The 22,770-nt window shown below is 56.8% G+C and carries 18 protein-coding genes; 9 read left to right on the forward strand and 9 right to left on the reverse strand.

The window, feature by feature from the left end; all coding sequences use genetic code 11:
- Positions 1-187: 187 nt before the first annotated feature.
- The 7 genes from E1J53_RS06440 to E1J53_RS06470 all read right to left on the reverse strand — a co-directional run bounded on the left by E1J53_RS06440 (position 188) and on the right by E1J53_RS06470 (position 7,695).
- Positions 188-967: a hypothetical protein gene (locus E1J53_RS06440; protein ID WP_134271039.1), complete on the reverse strand. Its 780-nt coding sequence runs from the start codon at positions 965-967 to the stop codon at positions 188-190.
- Positions 968-1,167: 200 nt separating this feature from the next.
- The gene (locus tag E1J53_RS06445; protein WP_134271038.1) at positions 1,168-2,178 is read right to left on the reverse strand and encodes a beta-ketoacyl-ACP synthase III; all 1,011 of its coding nucleotides are present in this window, start codon (positions 2,176-2,178) and stop codon (positions 1,168-1,170) included.
- Between the two features lie 218 nt (positions 2,179-2,396).
- Positions 2,397-3,968 carry a sodium:solute symporter gene (locus E1J53_RS06450; protein WP_134271037.1) on the reverse strand — a complete coding sequence of 524 codons (1,572 nt, stop codon included), beginning with the start codon at positions 3,966-3,968 and terminating at the stop codon, positions 2,397-2,399.
- A 105-nt stretch (positions 3,969-4,073) separates the two neighbouring features.
- Positions 4,074-4,388, reverse strand: coding sequence for a co-chaperone YbbN (locus E1J53_RS06455; protein ID WP_134271036.1), 315 nt, complete (start codon positions 4,386-4,388; stop codon positions 4,074-4,076).
- A gap of 30 nt (positions 4,389-4,418) precedes the next feature.
- Positions 4,419-6,401 (reverse strand): hypothetical protein, encoded by a 1,983-nt coding sequence (locus tag E1J53_RS06460; protein ID WP_134271035.1) that lies wholly within the window; start codon positions 6,399-6,401, stop codon positions 4,419-4,421.
- 126 nt (positions 6,402-6,527) lie between these two features.
- Positions 6,528-7,325 (reverse strand): class I SAM-dependent methyltransferase, encoded by a 798-nt coding sequence (locus E1J53_RS06465; protein ID WP_134271034.1) that lies wholly within the window; start codon positions 7,323-7,325, stop codon positions 6,528-6,530.
- 10 nt (positions 7,326-7,335) lie between these two features.
- A complete protein-coding gene (locus E1J53_RS06470) occupies positions 7,336-7,695 on the reverse strand; it encodes an iron-sulfur cluster assembly accessory protein (protein ID WP_134271033.1) in 360 nt (119 codons plus the stop codon).
- Between the two features lie 96 nt (positions 7,696-7,791).
- Here E1J53_RS06470 and E1J53_RS06475 point away from each other — a divergent pair, with 96 nt between their 5' ends.
- The 3 genes from E1J53_RS06475 (at position 7,792) to E1J53_RS06485 (ending at position 11,044) form a co-directional block, all read left to right on the forward strand.
- Positions 7,792-8,334: a hypothetical protein gene (locus tag E1J53_RS06475; protein WP_134271032.1), complete on the forward strand. Its 543-nt coding sequence runs from the start codon at positions 7,792-7,794 to the stop codon at positions 8,332-8,334.
- Between the two features lie 124 nt (positions 8,335-8,458).
- Entirely contained in the window at positions 8,459-10,744 is a 2,286-nt protein-coding gene (locus tag E1J53_RS06480; RefSeq protein ID WP_134271031.1) for an FdhF/YdeP family oxidoreductase, read from the forward strand.
- Between the two features lie 102 nt (positions 10,745-10,846).
- The gene (locus E1J53_RS06485; RefSeq protein WP_134271030.1) at positions 10,847-11,044 is read left to right on the forward strand and encodes a hypothetical protein; all 198 of its coding nucleotides are present in this window, start codon (positions 10,847-10,849) and stop codon (positions 11,042-11,044) included.
- Positions 11,045-11,677: 633 nt separating this feature from the next.
- Here E1J53_RS06485 and E1J53_RS06490 read toward each other — a convergent pair.
- Both E1J53_RS06490 and E1J53_RS06495 read right to left on the reverse strand, forming a co-directional pair.
- A complete protein-coding gene (locus tag E1J53_RS06490) occupies positions 11,678-12,193 on the reverse strand; it encodes a GTP cyclohydrolase (protein ID WP_134271029.1) in 516 nt (171 codons plus the stop codon).
- Between the two features lie 22 nt (positions 12,194-12,215).
- Entirely contained in the window at positions 12,216-13,406 is a 1,191-nt protein-coding gene (locus E1J53_RS06495) for a serine hydrolase (protein ID WP_134271028.1), read from the reverse strand.
- 279 nt (positions 13,407-13,685) lie between these two features.
- On the opposite strand from E1J53_RS06495, the gene E1J53_RS06500 reads away from it, so the two are divergent.
- From E1J53_RS06500 to E1J53_RS06525, 6 genes are all read left to right on the forward strand, one after another.
- Entirely contained in the window at positions 13,686-15,170 is a 1,485-nt protein-coding gene (locus tag E1J53_RS06500; protein ID WP_134271027.1) for a S10 family peptidase, read from the forward strand.
- A 129-nt stretch (positions 15,171-15,299) separates the two neighbouring features.
- A complete protein-coding gene (locus E1J53_RS06505; RefSeq protein WP_134271026.1) occupies positions 15,300-18,923 on the forward strand; it encodes a reprolysin-like metallopeptidase in 3,624 nt (1,207 codons plus the stop codon).
- Between the two features lie 21 nt (positions 18,924-18,944).
- A complete protein-coding gene (locus E1J53_RS06510; protein ID WP_134271025.1) occupies positions 18,945-20,039 on the forward strand; it encodes an LptF/LptG family permease in 1,095 nt (364 codons plus the stop codon).
- Positions 20,040-20,476: 437 nt separating this feature from the next.
- Positions 20,477-20,998, forward strand: a complete 522-nt coding sequence (locus tag E1J53_RS06515) for an RNA polymerase sigma factor (RefSeq protein WP_134271024.1) — start codon at positions 20,477-20,479, stop codon at positions 20,996-20,998.
- 113 nt (positions 20,999-21,111) lie between these two features.
- The gene (mutY, locus tag E1J53_RS06520) at positions 21,112-22,197 is read left to right on the forward strand and encodes an A/G-specific adenine glycosylase (RefSeq protein ID WP_134271023.1); all 1,086 of its coding nucleotides are present in this window, start codon (positions 21,112-21,114) and stop codon (positions 22,195-22,197) included.
- Positions 22,198-22,216: 19 nt separating this feature from the next.
- Positions 22,217-22,693 (forward strand): single-stranded DNA-binding protein, encoded by a 477-nt coding sequence (locus tag E1J53_RS06525; protein ID WP_134271022.1) that lies wholly within the window; start codon positions 22,217-22,219, stop codon positions 22,691-22,693.
- Positions 22,694-22,770 lie beyond the last annotated feature (77 nt).

Consider the following 22,770-nt stretch of genomic DNA (forward strand, 5'->3'; position numbering starts at 1 on the left):
AAGCTACCAGGAAGGCATACAAGATTGTCATGTGGTACGTAGATTAAAAAGTGACAGTTGACGATCTTGTCCATGGGAAGGCCCTCAATGTACTGAAAGTCAATACACTTTTCCAAGGGCGTAAATAATTTAGCCGAAAATTTATTCCAGCTTAACCTTTGGGGAGGTTCGCCCCGTGCGTTTGTCGCTACTCGTTGATGACGAATTGCGCCTCCGCCACCAGGTCCTCAGAGGGTACCGCCGGCAGCACCGGCTGGCCAATCGGCCAGTGAAAAACCCGCAACGTGTCGTTGCCCCCATCCAGTTCCAGGGGATACAATGTATGCTGCCCTTCGTGGGTGATTTCAAGCGCGGGAATGACTTCCCGTCCGCTGCCCATCACAATGAAATAAGCGTGTCCGTCGGCTGGGGGATTGAAATCCGACAGGTCAATCAACACGGTCTTTCGGTTGGGAAAGTGGTGCACCTGAAGGTGCCCGACCTTGGCGTCCTTCCGTAAGGTTTGTAGCGTAGCCCAGTCCAGTGCGCCTTCTTCCAAATGCTGGAGGGCAATCTGGTGAGTATTCTCGTCCTGGGCGTGGAGCGCGCGCTCTTTGACCAGTTCGCTATGATTAAGCTGGTTGGACCGAAACAGGTACCCCGACAGGAGTAATAAGAGAAAACAAGCCGCCGAAAGCGCGTACCGCCAGATGGTAAGCGTATGGTTCCGCTCGGTCATGGCCATGATCACTTCGTGATCGAGGTTGTCGTACTCTTCCTGGTGGCGGGTCTTCCGCCCCCGGGCGGGAGGTAAGATGTTCTTGGCTTCCGCGTAGGCACTCATTTCTGCCTCCAGCCGGGCAATTTCCTGCTTGATGTGAGGGTGCTCCTCCGCCATTCTCATGATGAGATTGCTTTCGTCCCGGTCCGTAAGTCCGAGTACGTATTGCTCTAACAGTCCACTTCGTTTGAGTTCTTCGCTGCTCATTAGGGGTTAAGCCACTTTGAAGTCGTTGGTATTGGTCGAATCGCGGCATAGAACGCTGCGCTTCACTACTTATAACAAAGCAAGCACAAATTGTTCCCCTAAAAGCTCACTTTCGGCAGATTCTGTGAAAATCAGGCTATTCTACACCCCAAAGGAACGGAATTCGGCCCATTTTCAACAATACTTACACGCGACAAATTTTATTTTCCTACCGCACTTCCGTCGTAGGCCCACTTCAGGTAAAGCGCCCCCCAGGTAAATCCTCCTCCGAAGGCCGTGAGGATAATATCATCACCCTTCTTAAGCTGGGATTCATAATCCCACAAACAAAGGGGAAGTGTCCCGGCGGTGGTGTTACCGTACTTCTCAATGTTGATCATCACCTTGTCCAAAGGAAAGTCAACCATCTTGCTGATGGTCTGGATGATCCGGATGTTCGCCTGATGGGGAACCAGCCAATCCAGGCTATCGTTGTCCAGGCCGTTGCGGGCCATCACCTTTTGCACCACGTCCGTCATGCCGGTTACGGCCGCCTTAAAGACCGGCCGGCCGTTCTGGCGTACGAAGTGCTCGCGGGCCATTACGGTGTCAACCGTGGCGGGCTTACGGGAGCCTCCCGCAACCAGGTACAGAAACTTTTCACCACTACCGTCTGCGTGGTGCTGGTAGTCAATGATCCCCGTGTCTTCGGTGGTGGGCTCCAGCATTACCGCTCCGCAGCCATCGCCGAAGATTACGCAGGTCGTCCGGTCCGTGTAATCAATAATGGAAGACATCTTGTCTGCCCCAACTACGATTACCTTTTTGTGCTTTCCACCTTCAACCATCTTGGCCCCCACCGTCAGGGCGTACAAAAAGCCACTACAGGCCGCGTTGACGTCAAAGCCGAAGGAGTTGGTCAGGCCCGCCTTGTAAGCAGCAATGTTTGCGGTGTCGGGAAAGATGGCATCTCCGGTGACCGTGGCACAGATCACTAACTCTACGTCTTCCGGAGCAGTATTGGTCTTTTTTAGCAGCCCCTTAATGGCTTCTGCTACCATGACGGAAGTACCCTGCTCCTCTCCCTTCAGGATGTGGCGGGTCTTGATTCCGGTTCTGGTCGTGATCCACTCATCGTTTGTGTCTACAATGGTGGCGAGTTCATCGTTGGTCAGGATATAATCCGGCAGGTAGCCGAAAACCCCAGTGATGGCCGCGCGAACTTGGCTCATTTTGGTATACTTTCTGTTAGGGCGCGCAAGATACACGTTCAGGAACTCCCTAAACAAAGGATTTACCCAACTTAATGCCGACGGCTAGCGTGGGATATTACCGGAACCGAACCGGAAAATCTGGTTAAATCTGACGACTAAAGCTCCACCTTCGGGCAACGTAACCACGAAATCCAGTCCCTCATATCCCCCAACCTCCACTGGCTAAGGGAGACGCACTAGGCTGCGTCCTCCTTTGGTGGTTCAGGAGTACCCAGCTCACTGAAGTCACTCAACAGCAGCAGGCCCAGGAAGGTAAGTAAGCCGTTGAAGGCGAGGATCAGGAAACCAAACTGAAAGCCCCGGAGTAACTGCTCAGAATAAAAATCTACCAGCATGGAAATGATGGGGGCGGCCAGGCAGACCAACAGCAGGGCCGGCAGCTCGAAGTTTCCAATCCGTACCTGTTCCCGTACCCGGAGCCGGGTAAACAATCCGAAGGCAAAAAGCCCCAAAAGCGGGCCATAAGTGTATCCGGCAGCCTTGAACAGGCTGTTAATCACCGCCCGGTCACCAATCAGGCTAAAGGCCATAATGACCGAAAACAACAAGACCGAAAACCCGACGTGTACCAGCAGTCGCTTGCGTCGATTATCTAAAGCCCGGGCAGCATCTGCTTCACCGTCACCGGTCACTTCCTCTTCCCGCATCCCCAGAAAGTCAACGCAGAAGGAGGTAGTCAGGGCCGTCAGGGCGCTGTCGGCACTCGAGTAAGCCGCCGCGATCAGTCCGAGGACAAACACGATCCCCGCAGCGGGAGGAAGGTGCCGGAGAGCAACCGTGGGGTACAGCTGATCCGAAGCGGACGGAATTTCCAGGCCCACGTTGGCCGCGTAGATGTACAGCAGCGCCCCCAGGGCCAGAAAGAGCAGATTGGCAAAAATCAGTACGATGCTGAAGGTCGCCATGTTCTTCTGGGCGTCGCGGAAGTTGGGCATGCTCAGGTTCTTCTGCATCATGTCCTGGTCCAGTCCCGTCATCACGATGGTAATCAGGGCACCACTCAGGAACTGCTTGAAGAAGTTATTGGGGTCCGTCCACCCTCCCTCAAAAAAGAACATTTGCCCGTACTCACTATTCTGAATCAGACTGACCATTCCGCTGAGGTCCGTTTCCAGGGCCTGCCCCACGTAATAGACCGTGAGTCCGGCCGCCAGCAGCATACAAACCGTTTGCAGGGCGTCGGTATAGACAATGGTTTTAATCCCTCCGTTAAAGGTATACAGCCAGATCAGCACAATGGCGCTGGCTACCGTCACGGCAAAGGGAATACCCAGTGGCCCGGTAACGAACTCCTGCAGGACGATGGCCACCAGAAAGAGGCGAAAGGACGCCCCGATGGTCCGGGAAAGCAGAAAGTAAAAGGCGCCGACTTTGTAGGATTGTGGACCGATGCGCTCCCGCAGATACTCATAAATACTCGTCAGCCCCAGTCGATAATAAAGGGGCAGTAACACGAGGGCGATGAACAGATAGCCCAGCAAGTAGCCCAAAACCACCTGCATGTAGCTAAACGCCTGGTTGACGCCTCCCGCCCCCACCGCTCCGGGAACACTGATGAAGGTCACCCCGGAAAGACTGGCCCCAATCATACCGATGGCCACCAGCGGCCACGGCGACTTGCGACCCGCGAGGAAAAACGCGGCGTTATCGCTGTCGCGACGACTGGTGAAGTAAGAGACCAGAATGAGGACGGCAAAGTACCCCGCAATGATCCCCAAAATGGCAATTGGACTAAGGGATGCGTTCATATAGACTGCCGCAATTTATGTAAGGAACGCGACTTGCAAAATTTTAGTCGCTTCATCACCAAAAAAATTGCGCCCGATCCAACATCCGGCAACTACCCTAAAGGCTTAGGCCCGAAGCTTGTCCAACTCTGCCTTCAGGGTGCCCAGGCTTTGCACACCCGCAGCCCGATACTTGAGTTCTCCGCGCTGAAAAATCATCGTGGTGGGCATCGCCGTAACGCCCAGTTTCTGACAGATGGCCTCGTTCTGATCGACGTCAATTTTCACCAGTCGCAGATCGTCCCCTTCATCGCTTTTGAGTTGCTGCAGAATGGGAGAATAAGCGTGGCAGGGGCCGCACCAGGTAGCGAAAAAATCAATTAATACCGGCGTTTCCCCGTTGATCAGGTCGCGGAAGGAGGTTTGCTGTTTCTTGCTCATGATTTTTCTCTGGAAAACCATTCGGGGGGCTCATAAGTTGACCTGCCCCTCCCGACGGCCGTTCCGGTAGAGCACCGCAAAGGCGGAGGGGAATCCGCCGGCCCGAATCTTCCGCAGGGCGCTTTTGGCCGCTGATTCCGAGGGATAGTCCCCCACGGTAATGCGTTTGAGCGTACTGTTCGGAATGGCTTCGGCCCGAATGGCTCCGATCTTCCGAATGGGATCATACTTTGCGTCTTCCTCCCGAAAATTCCGTTGGGCGCTTACCTGAATCCGGTAGCTGAGGGGCAATACAGTTGGCGCGGGCGCAGGTGCCGGGGACGTGGGTTCAGGCGATGTGGTTGGGGATGTATTCGGAACGGAGGGCCGCACGGGCTGCTCGGGAACCGGGGGCGCAGGAATCTGGGAGGACCGCCGCAAGAAAACGGGCTGTCCGTACAGCGAGGAGCCCGTGGTGCTGGTCTCCACCGCGTATTCCACCCCCTGATAGCCCTCCCGGCGGATTTCCACCCGGTACCTGCGCCCGGGGCGCAGATCATACGTGTACACCCCCGTGGGAAACACCCGCTTTTCCAGCAGCTGGGTCCGCCCGTCGGTTAACTCCAGTAAACTGACCTCCGCGCCCCCCAGTTCCATTCCGGTAGTGTTATCGTAAATGGTGGCCTTGAGCCGTGCGCGACCGGCCCGGAAGTTGAGGGAAAAAATATCGTTCTCCCGGGTGGATTCCTTACCCCCCGCGTAGGTCCGATTACTGTTCAGGTAACCAACGCCCGTGGTCTCGTCGATGGTGAGCCCCGCGTCATCCGCCGATGAATTGATGGGCTGCCCCGGGTTCTCCGGCTGGCTCCAGCGGGTGCCACTGCCGCGGGTAATAAAAACGTCCAGTCCGCCAAAACCCGGATGACCGTCACTCGAGAAATAGAGGGTTTGCTCCTCCACCGCATAGAAGGGACTGACTTCGTTACTGACCGTATTGACGACGGGCCCCAGATTCGTAGGTGGCGAAAAACCACCGACGTTGGTGTTCAATTGCCGGGAAGTCAGGTAAAGGTCCATACCTCCCCGCCCGCCTTCGCGGTCGCTGCTGAAGAACAAAAGCTCCCGACCATCCTCGAAGGTCACGTGGGGGAAGGCATTGTTTGCTCCGGCTAAATTGATGGGACTGGGCAGCGCTTCCGGTTGGGTCCAGTTACCGTTGGTGGTACGTTCCCCCCGGAAAATTTCGCAGCGGTTCGTAGCGTCTTCGCCCGTGAGGCCACTGCAGATGGTGAAGTAAAACACCCGCCCGTCGGGGCTGATGCTTCCCGTCCCGAATTCCCCTTCCGCAATCACCGGGAAACCCGGTGGCACGGTGGCCTTCGTCCACTGCCGGGCCTCGTACCGGCTCTGGTACAGGCGGCTCTGCCCACCAGCCGTACTGGTGAAGAACAGTTGATCGCCCGCCACGGCCACCGGACCGATCTCATCGGCTCCGGTATTGATCCCCCGGCCCGGCCGGTCAATGTCCACCGTCGCTGGCCGACCGATGCTTTCCTGCGCCAGTCGGATGCCCGCCAGTTCGTTTCGCACGATTTCGGAGACGATTGGCCGATCGGCTCCGTTGTAGGTTTCCAGGAAGAGGGCCAACTCCCGTTGGGCCGCTTCGTAGCGGCCGTCCTGCTTCAGCGCCCGCCCAAACTGCAGGCCCAGCAGCGGATAGTCATCGGCGTCCTTTTCCATGAACTGGAACGCTTCTGCCGCCTTCCGGTAATCCTTGACCTGGGTGAACAGTTCCGCCGCCCGGTAAAGGATGGCCTGGTTACGGGGCTTAAGGGAATAGGCGGAGCGGTAATATTCCGCAGCCACCCCAAAACGCCCGGCCTGCTCTTCCGCCTCCGCCTGCTGGATGAGCTGTTTGTAGGAAAGGGATTCCGCTTCGGGACCGGCAACGGACCGGGGGCCACCACAGGCGGTAAGAAAGAAAACCGCCGATAACACCAGAATGCTTAAGGCTCGATTACGTAGGGTCAACATGCCGTGGGGTAAGTAGATACTGACGGAAAGTTACGTTCCCTCGGGGATTTCGGTATTACCGTGGGTCCCGCTCATGGTTTAACCCTGAACTTTATGGCCTGATCAGTATCCCCTTAACCAGCCGTTTCATTGCCCATCTTTGGTAAAGACACCGGCCACCGTTTGCCAGACTACGGCATTGCCGCGCTCGTCCATGGGCTCCCTCACTTCCAGAGGGTCGACCCAATCTTCCAGCGTCCATCCCTGCTGGAGCAAGTGCTCCAGTAGTTTTACCGGCGGGTTCCAGTTGCGCCAGCCGTCGGGGGATAAAAAATTGAGCGGGGTAACCATGATGAGTTTTCCGCCGGGGCGGAGCACCCGCCGCCACTCCGCCAGCCCGCGGGCGGGATTGGGCAGGCGGTCCAGCAGGAAGGTATTGATGACTACGTCGAGTGTTTCGTCGGCGAAGGGAAGATCCTGGCCCGAGGCCAGGGCAAAATGCAGATTAGTTACCTGCGGACCGCTCAACGAGGGGTTTTCCCAGCCATACCGCGCCAAATGCGGCGTGAGCGTCACGCCCTTTTTCCAGTAGTCGTGGGCGTGCCGGAGCATCTGGTAGCTGAAGTCAAGTCCGTATACGTCCCACCCCGGTTTGCGTTGGGCGATTTCCGCCGCAATCCGCCCGAGGCTGCAGCCCACGTCCGTCAGGGCCGCCCGGTCCTGGTCCGGCAGCTGTCGCAGTACGTAATCCAGTACCGGTTGAAAGGGGTAGTCTCCCCGAAGCTCGTCGGTCAGGTGAAGGGCCATCTGCCGACTCACCAGTTCATCGTAGCGTTCGTAAACGTCCGCCCGGTATTCGGCGGCGGTCTTGTTGTAGTACAGGGGTATGTCCCGGCGCCAGGAGATTGGTGCGGGAAGCAATTGACCCGAAGGAAGATCAGACACGTTGCGCGGCTTAGGCGCTGAAGGAAGACCCACAGCCACAGGTTTCCGTGGCGTTGGGGTTGTTGAAGGTAAAGCCCCGGTTATCCAGTCCGGTGGCCCAGTCAATTTCCATCCCGATGAGGTAAAGGGCGTGACCGGCCTTCATCAATACTTTTTCGTCTCCCACCATAAAGGTTTGGTCATCGTCTTCGGGGAGGTCAAAGCCCAGCTGATATTCAAAGCCCGAACATCCGCCGCCGCGAACACCCACCCGGAGGAAATGATCGTCCCCTACGCCGAGTTCCTGGCGCAGGCTGGAGAGTTGCTCCAGTGCAGAGTCCGTAATCTTGATGGGGGAAGTGGAGGTAGTTGGCTTAACGTCAGCGCTCATGGCTTAAATTTAACGGGGTAAAAATACTACAATTACCTTTGTTGTCCGATAAACAACGGGGGCACCAACATGGTTGCCTTAGCCAAACAGAACCTGATGGAATTAACCACCGCTCTCCTGCTGATTCTTGCCCTGATGATCTTTGCCGGCGTACTGGCCTACTGGCTTAAGGAAAGCCTGGACAAGCTGGACAAAACCCTCGAAGCCGTGGGGGAAATGGCCCGGCCGGCAGCCGTCAGCGGCGCGGAAAAAGAAAATCTGAGTGCCCTTCGGCTGCAGGCCTGTGAACGCCTGACGCTGATGCTGGAAAGAATTGCGGTGCCCAATTTGTTGTTGCGCCAGCCCCCGGCGGCGGGCATCACCGCCAAGGAATACACTGCCTCGCTGCTGCTCGGCATCCGGGAAGAATTCGAGTATAACGTCACCCAGCAGATTTACGTGAGCGACGCCCTCTGGTCCGTCGTCAACCAGGCCCGCGACAACGTCAGTCAGCTCATCGTCCGGGCCGCCGAGGGGGCCGAATCCGCTCCGCAGATCGTGGATCGCCTCCGACTCATGAGCAGCCGGCAGCCGCAGGATGCCATCGCACTGGCCCAACAAGCCGTACGCCAGGAGGCCACCCGGGTACTGGGAAAATAAGGATATCTAAATTTCCTTAAGGCTGAACATTGACGGCCCGCTCCTGTCGTAAGGAGACGGAGATCACCGAGGTTGCCAACTCCGTCGAAAACCCGTTCTTTAGGGCAACCCTAACTTCACCGTCATGCCAAACGAACTCACCCCGGAACGACTGAGCGACCTGCGACTACAGGAGCGCAGCGAAAACACCGCCGGACTTACCGCCCTGCGCTATTCGGCCATCCATGTCAACGAATACATGCATTACGGCGACGGACTAAAGACGCTGGCCAAGCTCAATCAGAAGGGGGGCTTCGACTGCCCGGGCTGCGCCTGGCCCGATCCCGACGGGCACCGCACCCCGATGGCCGAGTACTGCGAGAACGGCGTGAAGGCCATCGCGGAGGAAGCCACCAAACGCCGGGCCACTCCGGAGTTTTTTGCGGAGCATTCCATTGATGCCCTCGGTGAGCTGACGGATTATGAACTGGGGAAGTCTGGCCGCATCACGCATCCCATGCACCTGCGCCCCGGCGCCCAACACTACACCCCGATCAGCTGGGAGGACGCCTTTCAGATAATCGGACGCCACCTCAACGCGCTGTCTTCTCCGGATGAGGCCATCTTTTACACCTCCGGCCGGGCGAGTAACGAAGCTGCCTTCCTCTACCAACTTTTCGTGCGGCAATACGGCACCAACAACCTGCCCGACTGCTCCAATATGTGCCACGAAAGCACCGGGACGGCCCTGTCCGAAAGTCTCGGCCTGGGCAAAGGATCGGTCACCCTGCAGGACATTCACGACGCCGACCTGATCATCTGCGTCGGGCAAAATCCCGGCACCAACCATCCGCGGATGCTGACGGCCCTGGAGAAGTGCAAGGAAAACGGCGGGAAGATCATCGGCATCAACCCCCTGCCCGAAGCCTTCCTGCATAAATTCACCAACCCGCAGCGTCCGCTCAAAATTGCCACCGGGGGAACGGCCATTTCGGATTTGTTCCTCCAGGTAAAAATCAACGAAGACCTCGCCCTCATACGGGCAATCTGCAAAATGCTACTGGACCGGGAACGCGCCACACCCGGCAGCGTATTTGACCGGGAATTCATCGAAGAATACACGGCGGGATACGACGCCTGGACCACCATGTTGGACGCCACCGACGCCGCACAATGCCTGCGAAAAAGCGGCATCAACGCCGAGGAAGCGGGGCGGGCCGCGGAGCTGATCGCCACCTCCGAACGGATCGTGATTTGCTACGCCATGGGCCTGACCCAGCACGAAAACAGCGTGGACGTCATCAAAGAAATGGTCAACCTGTTGCTCTGCAAGGGCAGCATCGGTAAGCAGGGTGCCGGCATCTGTCCGGTGCGGGGCCATAGCAACGTGCAGGGCGACCGGACGGTGGGCGTCTGGGAAATCCTGAAACCGGCCTTCGCCGAAAGCCTGCGCAAGGAATTTAACTTCGAGCCCCCAATGGAGAAGGGCCACGACACCGTAGACAGCATCAAGGCGATGACCGAAGGCCGCGCCCGGGTATTCTTTGCCCTGGGCGGCAATTTTCTCTCCGCTACCCCCGACACGGTCTACACCGCGGAGGGACTGCGGCAGTGCTCCCTGACGGTACACATTTCCACCAAGCCCAACCGCAGTCACGTCGTGCACGGTAAAGAGGCCCTGATCCTTCCCTGCCTGGGGCGAACCGAGGTCGATCAACAAGAAGAAGGAGAGCAGTTCGTCAGCTGCGAAAACTCGATGGGGGTCGTGCAGATGAGCAAAGGTGTACTAAACCCCGCGAGCGAGCAGCTGCGCAGTGAATGCGCCATCATTGCCGGGGTCGCCAGGGCGACCCTCGGGGACCGGAGTACGGTCAACTGGGAACGCATGATCGCCAACTACGACCACATCCGGGACGCCATCGAGGCGACCGTCCCCGGCTTTGAGCGCTACAACGAGCGGGTACGGGAACCCGGCGGATTTTACCTCCCCAACGGTCCGCGCAACCGCCAGTTCGATACTGCCGACGGGAAAGCCCAGTTTAACGTCAGCACTATGCAACACCAGGACCTGGCCGCCGGGGAGTACCTGATGATGACCGTCCGGAGCCACGACCAGTACAATACCACCATTTACGGAATGGACGACCGGTACCGGGGCATCCTGCAGGAGCGCCGGGTGGTGATGATGAACGCGGACGACATGGCCGAAGCGGGGCTCAAGGCTACCGACCTGGTGGACCTGAGCAGTGAATACGACGGTGAGGTGCGGGAGGCTCCGTTATTCCAGGTTGTCCCCTACCCGATTCCGCGCGGTAACGTGGCCACTTATTTCCCGGAGGCCAACCCACTGGTGCCCATCACCCGCACCGCACGGGGAAGCAATACGCCGATCAGTAAGTCCGTCCGGATCAGGATTACGCCGCGGAAGTAGGCTCCCGTAAGACCGGTGGTTGAGCCAGTGGCCATGGCCCCAAACGGTAAGTTTTTCTGCCGGCCCGGGCAACGCCCAACAAATTGGGCACGTTTACCCTTGGTGAGAACTAAAGAACAGGTGACGATGGTCTGCTTTGGGCTGGTGGGCATCATGGGTATTCAACTCGGTCTGTACGAGTTGATCCAGGGGCTGGCCTATCCGAAAGCCTACGGCATGCTGTTCATTGGTTCCGTGCTTACCCTTACCGGGTTTGGTCGCTACAAGCGGATCCAGGAAGAAGAAGATCAGGAGGGTTAGGAGGCTCCCTAGTGGTAGGCTGTTCCGTGAGATTTCATCAGCGATTCCTGCGGAATCGCGGCAGTTCAGAGGGGCAAATGGTAGCGGCAAGGCATGTGTCAGTTAGCACAAAGTTATAACCCTTACCGTGGCGTAGAGTTACGGCCGTAGTATGCTTTGTACTCTGTGCCCCACGAATACCTTTTTCACCTTTAGGTTTGTGGCCAGTAGTCTGACAGACTACAGACTTATCTTGACTCCCACTTAAGGAAATGTCAAATGATTGGAGGCAGGTGGTGTTTCCTTTCACCGAAAGGAAACCGAATCAGACTGGGATAACTAAAGGACCTTCCGTGAAAGAATGAGGCCAATCGATCTTGTACAATTCTTCCTTCTTTGATGGAGTGGTCGCCTTTCGGGGAAAGGCGACACCAGGCATTTACCCCTAGGGTGGATGATTTCGCCTTTCAGGTGATCAAGATTTTCAAGAACCCCAGAACCCAGAAAATTTGGACTTAAATATTACGGGACAAATTATAGCTTCTAGAAGGGGTATAACGCTAATGCCATCCCACACATGCCTTGCCGCTACTAGTAAATTCAATGACTTGATGGCCAGAGGGTTAATTCACGGAACAGCCTATCCCTAGTGGACTACGGCAATTTGATCTCCTGGCTACCGGTGACCCGGATTCCCTGCTCCACCAGGGTGTTTACCTTTTGGGGGTTGTTGGTCAGCATGATCACGGAAGCGACGCCCAGGTCCCGCAGGATTTTTCCGGCCGCCGCAAAGTCCCTGGCGTCGCGCCGGAAGCCCACGGCTTCGTAGGCGTCTGCCTGGGCCTCGCCCAGGCGTTTATGGGCGACGCTGTTGAGCAGGGCAAAGTGTCCGTTTCCCTTCCCTTCCTGGTCCAGCAGGATGATGATTCCCGCTCCCGCCCGGGCGATGAGCTGCTGGGATACGTCCAGTTGTTCCTGGCAGTCACATTCGATGCTGTTGAAGTAGTGGCCGAAGATGCAGGAGGAGTGTACCCGACAGAGCACGTCGGTTCTCCCCCGCAAATCTCCGAGAAAAAGGGCGATGCTTTCTTTCTGTCCGTCGTAGTACAGGGCCTCCTGAAAGGTGCCGAACCTGGTTTTCAAATCTCCCTCGGCGAGTTTAACGATCATTGCTTTTTTTGCGAAGGTACGGTCATTCCGGGGGGAGCAGTCCAGTCTCGGGCCGGTCAAAGGGCACGTAGTTTTCCCACTGCCAGGGGGTGTAGACGTCGCCGATGGCCGCTTCCAGCACGTATTTGAAAATTCCTTCCGCCCGGTCGCTGTTGCTCATCAGCAGCAGGCCTTTGGCGGCTTGGGGATAGATGATGGAATAATGCTGAAAGCCGTGATCGTGCCCCTCCTTGAAGTACCCAAAGCCGTGGGGGCTGCTCAGTCTTCCCCACCCCAGCGTGTACCTTAAGTCAATGGCTTCGAGCGAGCGATCGTCTTCCCGGGCCAACGGCCCGAACTGCATCCGCGAGCGAATCCGCACGTTGGGCTGGAAGAGCACCTCCGTGAGGGGGTGCCCGGCCCGGGTAAGCTTCATAACGTGCCGCATAAACCTGGCGTAATCTTCCGGAGTGGTTTCCAGGGAACCGGCGGCACCGGCCCGGTGGCGAATCTTTTTCTTCAGCACCGTTCCGTCAGCGGTATGACCGTGGCAGTATTTGCCCGCGAAATGGTCCCGCCAGACGTAACTGCTCATGGTCATTTGGAGCGGATCGAAGACGATTTCCCGGGCCAGGGATTCCAGTTCCCCGCCCGTCGTACGTTCGATTACGCGCTGGAGGAGCAGCATGCCTTCGCCGGAATATCCGTAGCGCTGACCGGGCGCCCATTTGAAGTAGAGCTTCCCCGTAGGCTCCCGCCCCTCATCGACGAGGAAGCGCCAGTTGGGGAAACCCGTGGTGTGCGCCAGGCACATTCTTGGCGTAAGCTGACGGTAGCGATCGTCTCCGGCTAGGTCCCGATAGTGCTGCCACTCTTTCTCCGCCGGGAGTTCGGGAATCGGGACGTCCAGGTAGGATTGCAGGGGGCGATCCAGCTCCAGCACACCTTCCTGCACCAGGCGGGCCACCAGGTAACCGAAGACGGACTTACTCAGGGAAGCCCCGTAGAAGAGGTGGTCGGTGCGCAGCGCTTCGCCGGTCTCGGCGTTGGCCTGGCCGTAGGCCCGGCGGAAGCAAACCCCTTCCCGGTCGAGGACCATCACGGCCAGTCCGGCAAGGTCGGCGCGGCGGACGAGCTCCCGGAGGCAAGCATCCAGTTCGGGCACCGCAATTTCGGTGCCGTCCAGGCGGATGATGAGTGGGGGAGAATTGTTGGGCATAAGCGGTTGGGACAAAGAGCAGGCATAAGATAACCTAATAAGCCAGACCGCTGCGGACCGAATTTTAGGAGGCGCCCATTGGGTCGCGGCCACTGCTTAGAGCTTGTTTGAAATTTAATAATCGACCTCCATTTGGCCTTTTTTAGCGCTAGTTTCGTTGGAAAAATCCTCATTTAGCGCTGCTAAACTCCGGTTTTCCCGCCTCGCTACCACTAAAAAATTCTCAAATTCGGCCAGATGACCAAAATCCAAACAAGCTCTTATCTTGCCGCAACAACCAAAAAGCACAACCAAATGCGAATTCCCCTGATGATCATTGCCCTGCTGGCAATTCTTAGCACCTGCGTCCACGCCCAGGAGCTGAACCGCGAGCTGAACATGGACATGGCCCAGACCAGCGAACACAGCGTCAAGATTGGTGGCCAGACCGTCAACTACGTGGCCGAAATCGGGGTGCAACCCGTGTACGACGATAAGGGCATGGTTGTGGCCGGCCTGCACTACACCTACTATAAGCGTACCGGCGTCAACGACCCCAACCGTCCCCTGCTGATTTCGTTTAACGGCGGTCCCGGTTCGGGCTCGGTGTGGATGCACCTGGCCTACACGGGCCCCAAGGTGCTCAACATTGACGACGAGGGCTACCCCGTTCAGCCCTACGGCGTCAGCGACAACCCCTATTCGGTGCTGGACGTCTCCGACATCGTGTACGTCAACCCCGTCAACACCGGCTTCAGCCGCATGGTGGAAGGCGCCAAGCGGGAAATGTTTTTCGGCGTCAACCAGGACATTCAGTACCTGGCCGACTGGCTGAGTAACTTCGTCAGCCGCAAAAACCGTTGGCGTTCGCCCAAATTCCTGATCGGAGAGAGCTACGGTACCACCCGGGTGTCCGGCCTGGCGCTGGAACTGCAGGAGGCGCGCTGGATGTACCTCAACGGAGTGATCCTGGTCTCCCCCACCGACATCGGTATTGAGCGCAACGGCATCGTGAAGGCCGCCAACCGCCTCCCCTACTTTGCCGCCGCGGCCTGGTACCACAATAAATTACCGGCAGATTTACAGGGCAAAGACCTCGTGGACATGCTGCCCGAAGTAGAGGCCTTCACCCGGGATAAACTCCTCCCCGCCCTGGCCGCCGGTGCCATGCTGTCGGATGCCGACCGCCAGCAAATCGCCGAAGCCGCGGCGCGCTATTCCGGCCTGGACGCCCAGGAATGGCTGGACAATAACCTCATGCCTTCCACCAGTTACTTCTGGAAGAACCTTCTGCGGGGCGACGAGGACGGCAACTTCACCGTTGGCCGACTGGACTCCCGCTACAAGGGTATTGACGGAAGGGCCGCCGGAGAACGCCCCGACTACAACAGCGAACTCACCAGCTGGCTGCACTCCTTCACTCCCGCCATCAACTATTACCTGCGCGAGGAACTGGGCTTCAAGACGGACCTCCAGTACAATATGTTCGGCCCCGTACGTCCCTGGGACCGCAGTGGTGACCGTACCGGCCCGAATCTGCGCCAGGCCATGGCCGAAAACCCCTACCTGAACGTGATGATTCAGTCCGGCTATTTCGACGGAGCGACGAACTACTACGACGCGAAGTACAATATGTGGCACCTGGATCCCAGTGGCCGGATGAAGGATCGGCTGAGCTTCAAGGGCTACTACTCCGGCCACATGATGTACCTGCGTCGGGAAGACCTGAAGAACGCCAATCAGGACGTACGGGATTTCATTAAGCGGAGTTTACCGGGATCCCGCTCGGCGAAGTACTAGGGTTTACGTCCCGATCTCCCCGGACAATTATTTATCTCCCGCCCCGCAGCCGACATTATTCGGCTGCGGGGCTCGATACTTAGGGAGGTTGCTAATGTTATCTTTGCGTTCGATATATCATCAAGACTAATGACACGACTACTCTTCACTCTCATCGCCTGCTGCGGTGGGTTGCTGCTTTCCGCACAAAATTCTTCGTTCCAATTTATCAGCTCGCCAACTTCCGGCGCCGAGGAACGGACGGTTGAACTCGACCAACGGCAGTTTCTGTCCACGCTCAAACGCGCTCCCCGGGAATTTTCCGGCGCCAAGCACGGACAGCGCCTGGTCCTGCCCCTGCCCACGGGCACTTTTGCGGAGTTTGAGGTGGTCAACAGTCCGCTCATTGGCCGTTCGATCCAGGAACGCTACCCCGAAATCAACAGCTACAAGGTGGCCGGCCCCTGGGGTGGAGGGCGTATTTCGGTGGGCCCCAGCGGCATGTCGGCCGTCCTTCGTGGTCCCAACGGATACTACGTCATTGAGCCCGACGAAGCGGGTAGCGACCAACAGTATCGCGTCATCAAGCACACCGACTACCTCCGGCAGCTGAGCACGGAGGGAGCTCCCCTGTCTTGTGGGTACGACGATCACCAGGGTACCGGCCTGGAGGACCTGGAGCTTGATCCGGACATGCTGGATCATGGCGAGGTCGCAGGTGCCGAGCTTCCCCTCAAAGCGGGCAATGATCCCCGGGAACTTCGGATTTACGATCTGGTGATGACCTGTACGGGTGAATTCGCCCAGCGGGTGGGCGGAGACACGCTCGACGTTCTGGAGGCCTTCAACACGGCCGTATCCACCATCAACGGCATCTTTGAAAACGAGGTTGGCATCCGGATGAACCTTCTGGACGCCACCCTCAACGTCATTTTTCTTGATCCGGACAACGACCCCTACAGCAACGCCAATACGGGTGGTGCACTCCTGGGGCAGGTATTGCCGGCCTTTAACGATGCCAACATTCCGCCGGAAGCCTACGACCTCGGACACATCTTCACTTCCCGTTGTACGGACGTTGGCGGTGTAGTGAGTGGCAACGCCTGTACGGGTGGAAAGACCCGGGGAGTTACCTGCGTTGGCGGTTCCGTAGTCGGTGCTGCCCTGCGCATCATGTCGCACGAAGTAGCGCACCAGTTTGCGGTGTCCCACAGCTGGAACAACTGCCCCGGCAGCGAAGGCCAGCGGGCTGGCGGTGCGGCCTTTGAGCCCGGCTCCGGCACCACCATCATGTCTTACGCCGGCGCGTGTGGCAACCAAAATATCGGCGCGGACGATTCTTACTACCACGTGGGCAGTCTGCAACAGTTTCTCACCTTCACCCGGGTCACCGGTGCCCGGGCCTGTGCCACGATCGTGGAGACGGATAACTTCACCCCCGACGTGGAACTGGACTATGCAGAAGACTTCTTCATCCCCATCAGTACGCCCTTTGTCCTGAGCGGAACCGCAACGGACGCCAACGACGACGAGCTCACCTACAACTGGGAGCAGTTTGACCTCGGTCCCGCCGTAGACATTCGTGACCCCTCCGGCAACGCACCGCTTTTCCGGTCCGTGCCGCCTTCTCCCGACGGCAACGTGCGGTATTTCCCCCGCATCGACCGCATCGTCAATAACATCAGTAGCCTGCAGGAGGTCCTGCCGACCTACAGCCGTGACCTGACCTTCCGGCTGGTGGCCCGGGACAACAACCCCGAAGCGGGGGGCGTAGATTGGGAAACCATGCATTTCTTCGCCGAGGAAACCGCCGGTCCCTTCGTGGTTAACGATCCCGTCGATCCCGTCTGGGAGACCGGTGACCACCAGGAAGTCACCTGGGACGTAGCGAACACCGACAAAGCTCCGGTCAACTGCCGGCAGGTAGACATTTACCTCTCCCAGGACGGTGGCTTCACCTACTCCGACACGCTTGCCAGGGGTGTCGCCAACAACGGACGGGCCTTCGTCACCATCCCCGAAGGCATCCTAACCGACGCCGCACGGATTATGGTGAAGGCCGCCGACAACATTTTCCTGAACGTCAACGAAACGGATTTCACCATCACCGGTGCCAGCCTTCCCACCTTTACGCTGGAGGCTAGCGACCGTTATGAGCAAGTATGTCTTCCCGATCAGCTTTCCTTTGACTTCAGCTCGGGAAGTGTGCTCGGATTTTCCGCGCCCATTTCCCTTTCGGTAGACACCACCGGAATGCCCGACGGGCTACTGACGACCTTCTCCAATGACGTCATCAATCCCGGAGACAATACTACGCTGGGGGTTGACCTCAGCGAGGTCCGCTTCGATGGCACCCTTGAACTGACCGTCCTGGCCGTTACGCCCGGGCTCGACACCGCTCGGCGGATCATCGTACTGGACGTTACCGACAACGACTTCAGTGACCTGGCCTTCACCGCGCCGGCGGAAGGCACCAGCGGCATTATTCTTTCTACGGACTTTGACTGGACGGACGCCGTCAACGCCGACAGCTACGAAATCCAGATCGCCACTCGGCCAAACTTCGTGGAGGCCTCCATTTTTGAAGTGGCCTCCGGATTAACGGAAACGGAATATACTCCCGTTGAATTCTTTGAGCCCAATACGCTCTACTACTGGCGCATTCGCCCGGTCAATGACTGTGGCCCCGCCGAGTGGACGGATCCCGCCAGTTTCCGCACGGTAAACAGTCAGTGTATTACCTACTCGGGGGAAGACACTCCGATTGCCCTTCCGGGTACCGGCCCCTCCTTCACCCGGGAATCTTCCGTGTTCGTCGACCAGCAGGGCTCCATCAGTGACCTCAACATTCCGAACATCAAGATGCGCTACAACTTCGCATCGAAGGTTACCCTGACCCTGACCAGCCCCGCGGGCACCAGCGTCGTACTTTACCTGGAGAACTGTTTTTCGACCAACGCCATCGACCTTGGTTTTGACGATGATGCTCCGCGAGACATCGTTTGCCCACCCGATGACCAGCGGGTCTTCGTACCCGTTGGCTCCCTGGCCGACTTTAACGGAGAAGATACCTTCGGCACCTGGGTGCTTTCCGTTGAGGTGAGTGAGACGGGAGGTTCGGCCGGTCAGCTGGAAAGTTGGTCCGTTGAATTCTGTGCGGACATCAACTCCGTACCCCCCTCCATTGTGAACAGTTCCGTTACGGAAGTTCCCCCGCTGGGTCGTAACAGCATTGCCAAAGACAAGCTGCGGGTAGAAAGTTCGGTCTTCTCCAGTGGCGACGTCCTTTATACGCTGACCGCACTGCCGGAAGCTGGGTTCCTGACCCTCTACGGCAGAACCCTACGGGTGGGCGATACCTTTGACCAGTCCGACATCAACGGCAACGGTCTCTTCTACGAGAACACCGACGAGGTAGCGGTAAACGACGACTTTGGCTTCGTGGTTACCACGCCCGATGGTGGTTACCTTCCGGTAACCTACCACGACATTCTGATTACGGAAGACGCCGTGGTGAGCAACGAAGAACGGAATCCGCTGGCCGCCAGCCTACGTGTTTTCCCGAACCCGGTCAACGACCAGCTGAACGTTCGCTGGGATACCGAAGAGGCACGGACCTTATCCGTGATCTTGTTTGACCTCAACGGTCGTGCGCTCAGTGTCCAGCGTATTCCGTCACAAACCGGTACGGCTACGGTAGATACCAGTCAACTTCCCGGGGGCGTTTATTTGCTGCGAGTGGACGGAGCCGTCCGTCGCATCGTTAAGCAATAAGCAAACAAGCCCGCGGGACGCATGCTGAAAAAACTGGATTGGTACATCATCGGGAAGTTTTTACGCACCTTTTTCTTTACGGTGCTGATCTTCTCGATGGTGAGCCTGATCATTGACTTCAGTGAAAAGGTAGAACGATTCATTGAATCGGACATCACCAAGTACGAGATTGCCTTCGAGTACTTCCCGACCTTCCTCCTGTTTATCCTGGGGCTGCTCTGGCCAATGCTTACCCTGATTGCCGTGATCTTTTTTACGGGCAGGATGGCCAACAACTCCGAGATCATCAGCATCCTGAACGCCGGGGTCAGCTTCCGGCGGCTGCTACGTCCTTATCTGGTCACCGCCGGTTTTTTGTCGATTCTGTACGTGATCGGCGTTAACTTCCTGATCCCGATCGGCAATGCCCACCGCACGGAACTGGAACGGGTGTACTTCGGCCGGAATAAAGACGACGGCAAAACCGCCAACGTACACATGTTTGTGGCCCCAAACACCAAGGTGTTCATGACCCACTACAGCAAGCGGGACAGTTCGGCACGAAATTTCCGGATCGAACACATTGTCGACAATAAGCTGGTCAGTCTGACCAAGGCCAGGACGGCAGAATACATTCCGGGAGACACCGCACGCTGGAGGCTCAATAATTACGAAATCCGAAACTTTGACGGCGACGACGAGGAGCTGATCATTGGGGGCAGTCGGAGTAGCCTCGATACCGTGCTCAACCTGAAGCCGGCAGATTTTTTTGATTTCCGGGAAAGGCGGACCGCCCTGAGCACCCCACAGCTCATAAAATTCATCCAGCAGCAGCGGGCCCGGGGGGCCGGGAACGTCAGGCGATACGAGATCGAACTGGCTCGAAGGTCTTCGCAGCCTTTCACCATCTTCATCCTCACCCTGATCGGCGTTTCGGTGGCGGGGCGAAAAGTCCGTGGGGGTATGGGTATTCAGCTTGCCCTGGGGATTCTCATCGGCGCACTTTTCGTTTTCCTGAGCCAGTTTGCCTCTACCATCAGCACGGACGCTAATTTGCCCGTGTACCTCGGCATGTGGATGCCCAACATCATTTTCTTTGGGGCTGCCATGTACTTTGTGGCTACCGCCCAGCGCTGACGCCCGGAAAATCTTCCATCACCCGGCACCCAACCACCCTGATTGGACAAAAGGGGGGTGAAATCAGGGTATAAATGTCGGTCTGCGTACTTAAGGACAAAGTAGTGCGCCCGCAAACATATTGTTGAGGAAAAAGGCGGGTATAAGTGCCCGCAGACGGGGAAATGCACTCTTTTGTTTAACTATTTCCCCCCAAAAGGGGCCAAAACCTTAGACAAAACGTCTTTATTTTCATTTTTTACTGAAAAATAAAAAATCATTTTCCTTTCGTCGTCCGGAAGACCAGTGTTGAAAAACAGGCATTTACGAAGGATTTGTGCAAAAAAAGAACAGGAGTGTGAATAAAAATGGACCAACTTTTGCCCAGGGGCTTGTCAAACATCTAACTTTTACCTAATTTTGGTTCAACAAAAAAAACCACCCACAACCAAATTGCCATGTCCCAATCTGAGTTTTTTAAAGAATTTGACCGGCTATCCACGCTGCTCCACTCTTTCGCCTATAATCTGACGAAAAATTCAGAGGATGCTAAAGATTTATACCAGGAAACGGCCTTCCGTGCCATGACTAACCGCGATAAATTTCGTCCTGGCACAAATTTGAAAGCATGGCTTTTTACCATCATGAAGAACATCTTCATCAACAACTATCGTAAGAAGGTTAAAGCCAATACGATCATGGACAATACGGATAATCTGTATTACATCAATTCTGGTCGTAATACCATCGAAAACGATGCAGACAGTAACATTCTCATCAAGGAGCTCACCGAGATGATCGAGTCACTGGATGACAGTACGCGGGTGCCATTCCTGATGCACTACCAGGGCTTCAAGTACCAGGAAATTGCGGATCACCTTGACCTTCCACTGGGAACGGTGAAAAGTCGGATTTTCTTTGCCCGTAAAGATCTCAAATCACAGATTGCAAGACAATATGGTAAGTTGCGGGAACAGTAAGTCTTAAAGGATATTGCCCCCCCATCTTCTTGAGGCTAGTAAACTATCACTGCCCGCAAAAATCTTACCTTCCGCCGCAGAACCTTCTGCGGCGGATTTTTTATTTATGGATCATGGACATTAGTTGGTCAATTTTTCGAACGGCCTTGCTGAAGTGGCACAATCCGGAGGACCGCCCCATGCCCTGGAAAGGCATCCGGGACCCCTACCGAATATGGCTGAGCGAAGTCATATTGCAACAAACCAGGGTGGAGCAGGGCCTGCCCTACTATAACCGCTTCGTAGCCGCATACCCTACGGTCCAGGACCTGGCCGCGGCCCCCGACGATGAGGTGATGAAACTATGGGAAGGCCTGGGGTACTACTCCCGAGCACGCAATCTCCTCAAGGCTGCCAGGATGGTAAGCCAGGAGCTTGGTGGCGAATTTCCCCGTGACTACAATGGGTTGAGGGCATTGCCCGGCGTTGGAGACTACACCGCAGCGGCCATCGGGTCATTCGCCTTCGATCTGCCGACCCCCGTCCTGGACGGTAACGTTTTTCGGATTCTGGCCCGCTACACCAATTCCTTTCAGCCCATCGATGACGGTGCGGGTAAAAGGTACTTCAAAGAGCTGGTGGAAGCAGCACTGGGTAGTGCATCCGCGAGAAAGTTTAATCAGGCCATTATGGACTTCGGGGCAACCGTTTGTACGCCCAAACGTGCTTACTGTACTCAGTGCCCCCTCGCCTTCTCCTGTGGCGCACGTTCGGCCGGAACCGTTTATGAGTTACCCGTAAAACGGAAAACCCTGAAGCGCACCACCCGCCACTTTCATTACCTCGTGCTGCGGGACCAAGGTGACCGCTGCCTGATCAGGAGAAGGGAAGAAAAGGACATCTGGCGGGGCCTGTATGAATTCCCCTTAATTGAAACCACAGGGCCTATTCTTCAGGCAAGTGACCTGGCGGTTCACCCGGACTGGCCCGGCTCCATTCCCGCCCGGGAACTTCAATTCTTACGCAGCAGCCCCCCCTACAAACAGCAGTTAACCCACCAAACCATTATCGCGGTGTTCCATGAATTCAGTGCTGCTGACTTACCAACAGCTTTGAAGGCCCATCAACTGATTAACTACAAAATGTTGGCCAAAATGGCCTTCCCGAGGGTGATTACTAGGTTCTTATCGGAGAATAGGCTACATTTAGATTTGTTCTAACCACAAAATTTAAGAGATCATGGTAAACAAGATAACCCTGGTCGGCCGTCTGGGCGCCGACCCCGAAGTAAGAACCCTGGAAAGCGGCGCGATGGTCGCTAAATTCGGCCTGGCCACCTCGGAAAACTACCGGGACCGCAACGGGGAATGGCAGGAGCAAACCGAATGGCATGACGTTGTCGTTTGGCGCAGCTTAGCCGAGCGGGCACAGGAATATTTGAAGAAGGGCAGTCTGGTGTACCTGGAAGGCAAACTCACCCACCGCAAGTGGCAGGACAAAGACGGCAATCCCCGCAAAACCACAGAAGTAGTGGGGAGTTATTTCCGTATGCTCAGCAGTCGTCAATCGAATGGCGGTGGTGGTGGAAACTACTTCCCGAACGAAGAACCCGCCCCGACGATGTCGGCTCCGGCCCCCAAGGCAGAGGCATCATCTTCCGGCGATGACACCCCCACTCCACCGGCCGGTGGAGATGACGACGACCTGCCCTTCTAAGGGTAAGCATCAATTGTTTCGGGATAGGGTGACGGCTACTAAAGGCCTTCACCCTATCTTTGTATCGATCAGTACTT

Origin of the sequence: Lewinella sp. W8, assembly GCF_004375085.3 — a bacterium.
In the GTDB taxonomy this organism is placed as follows: Bacteria; Bacteroidota; Bacteroidia; order Chitinophagales; family Saprospiraceae; genus Neolewinella.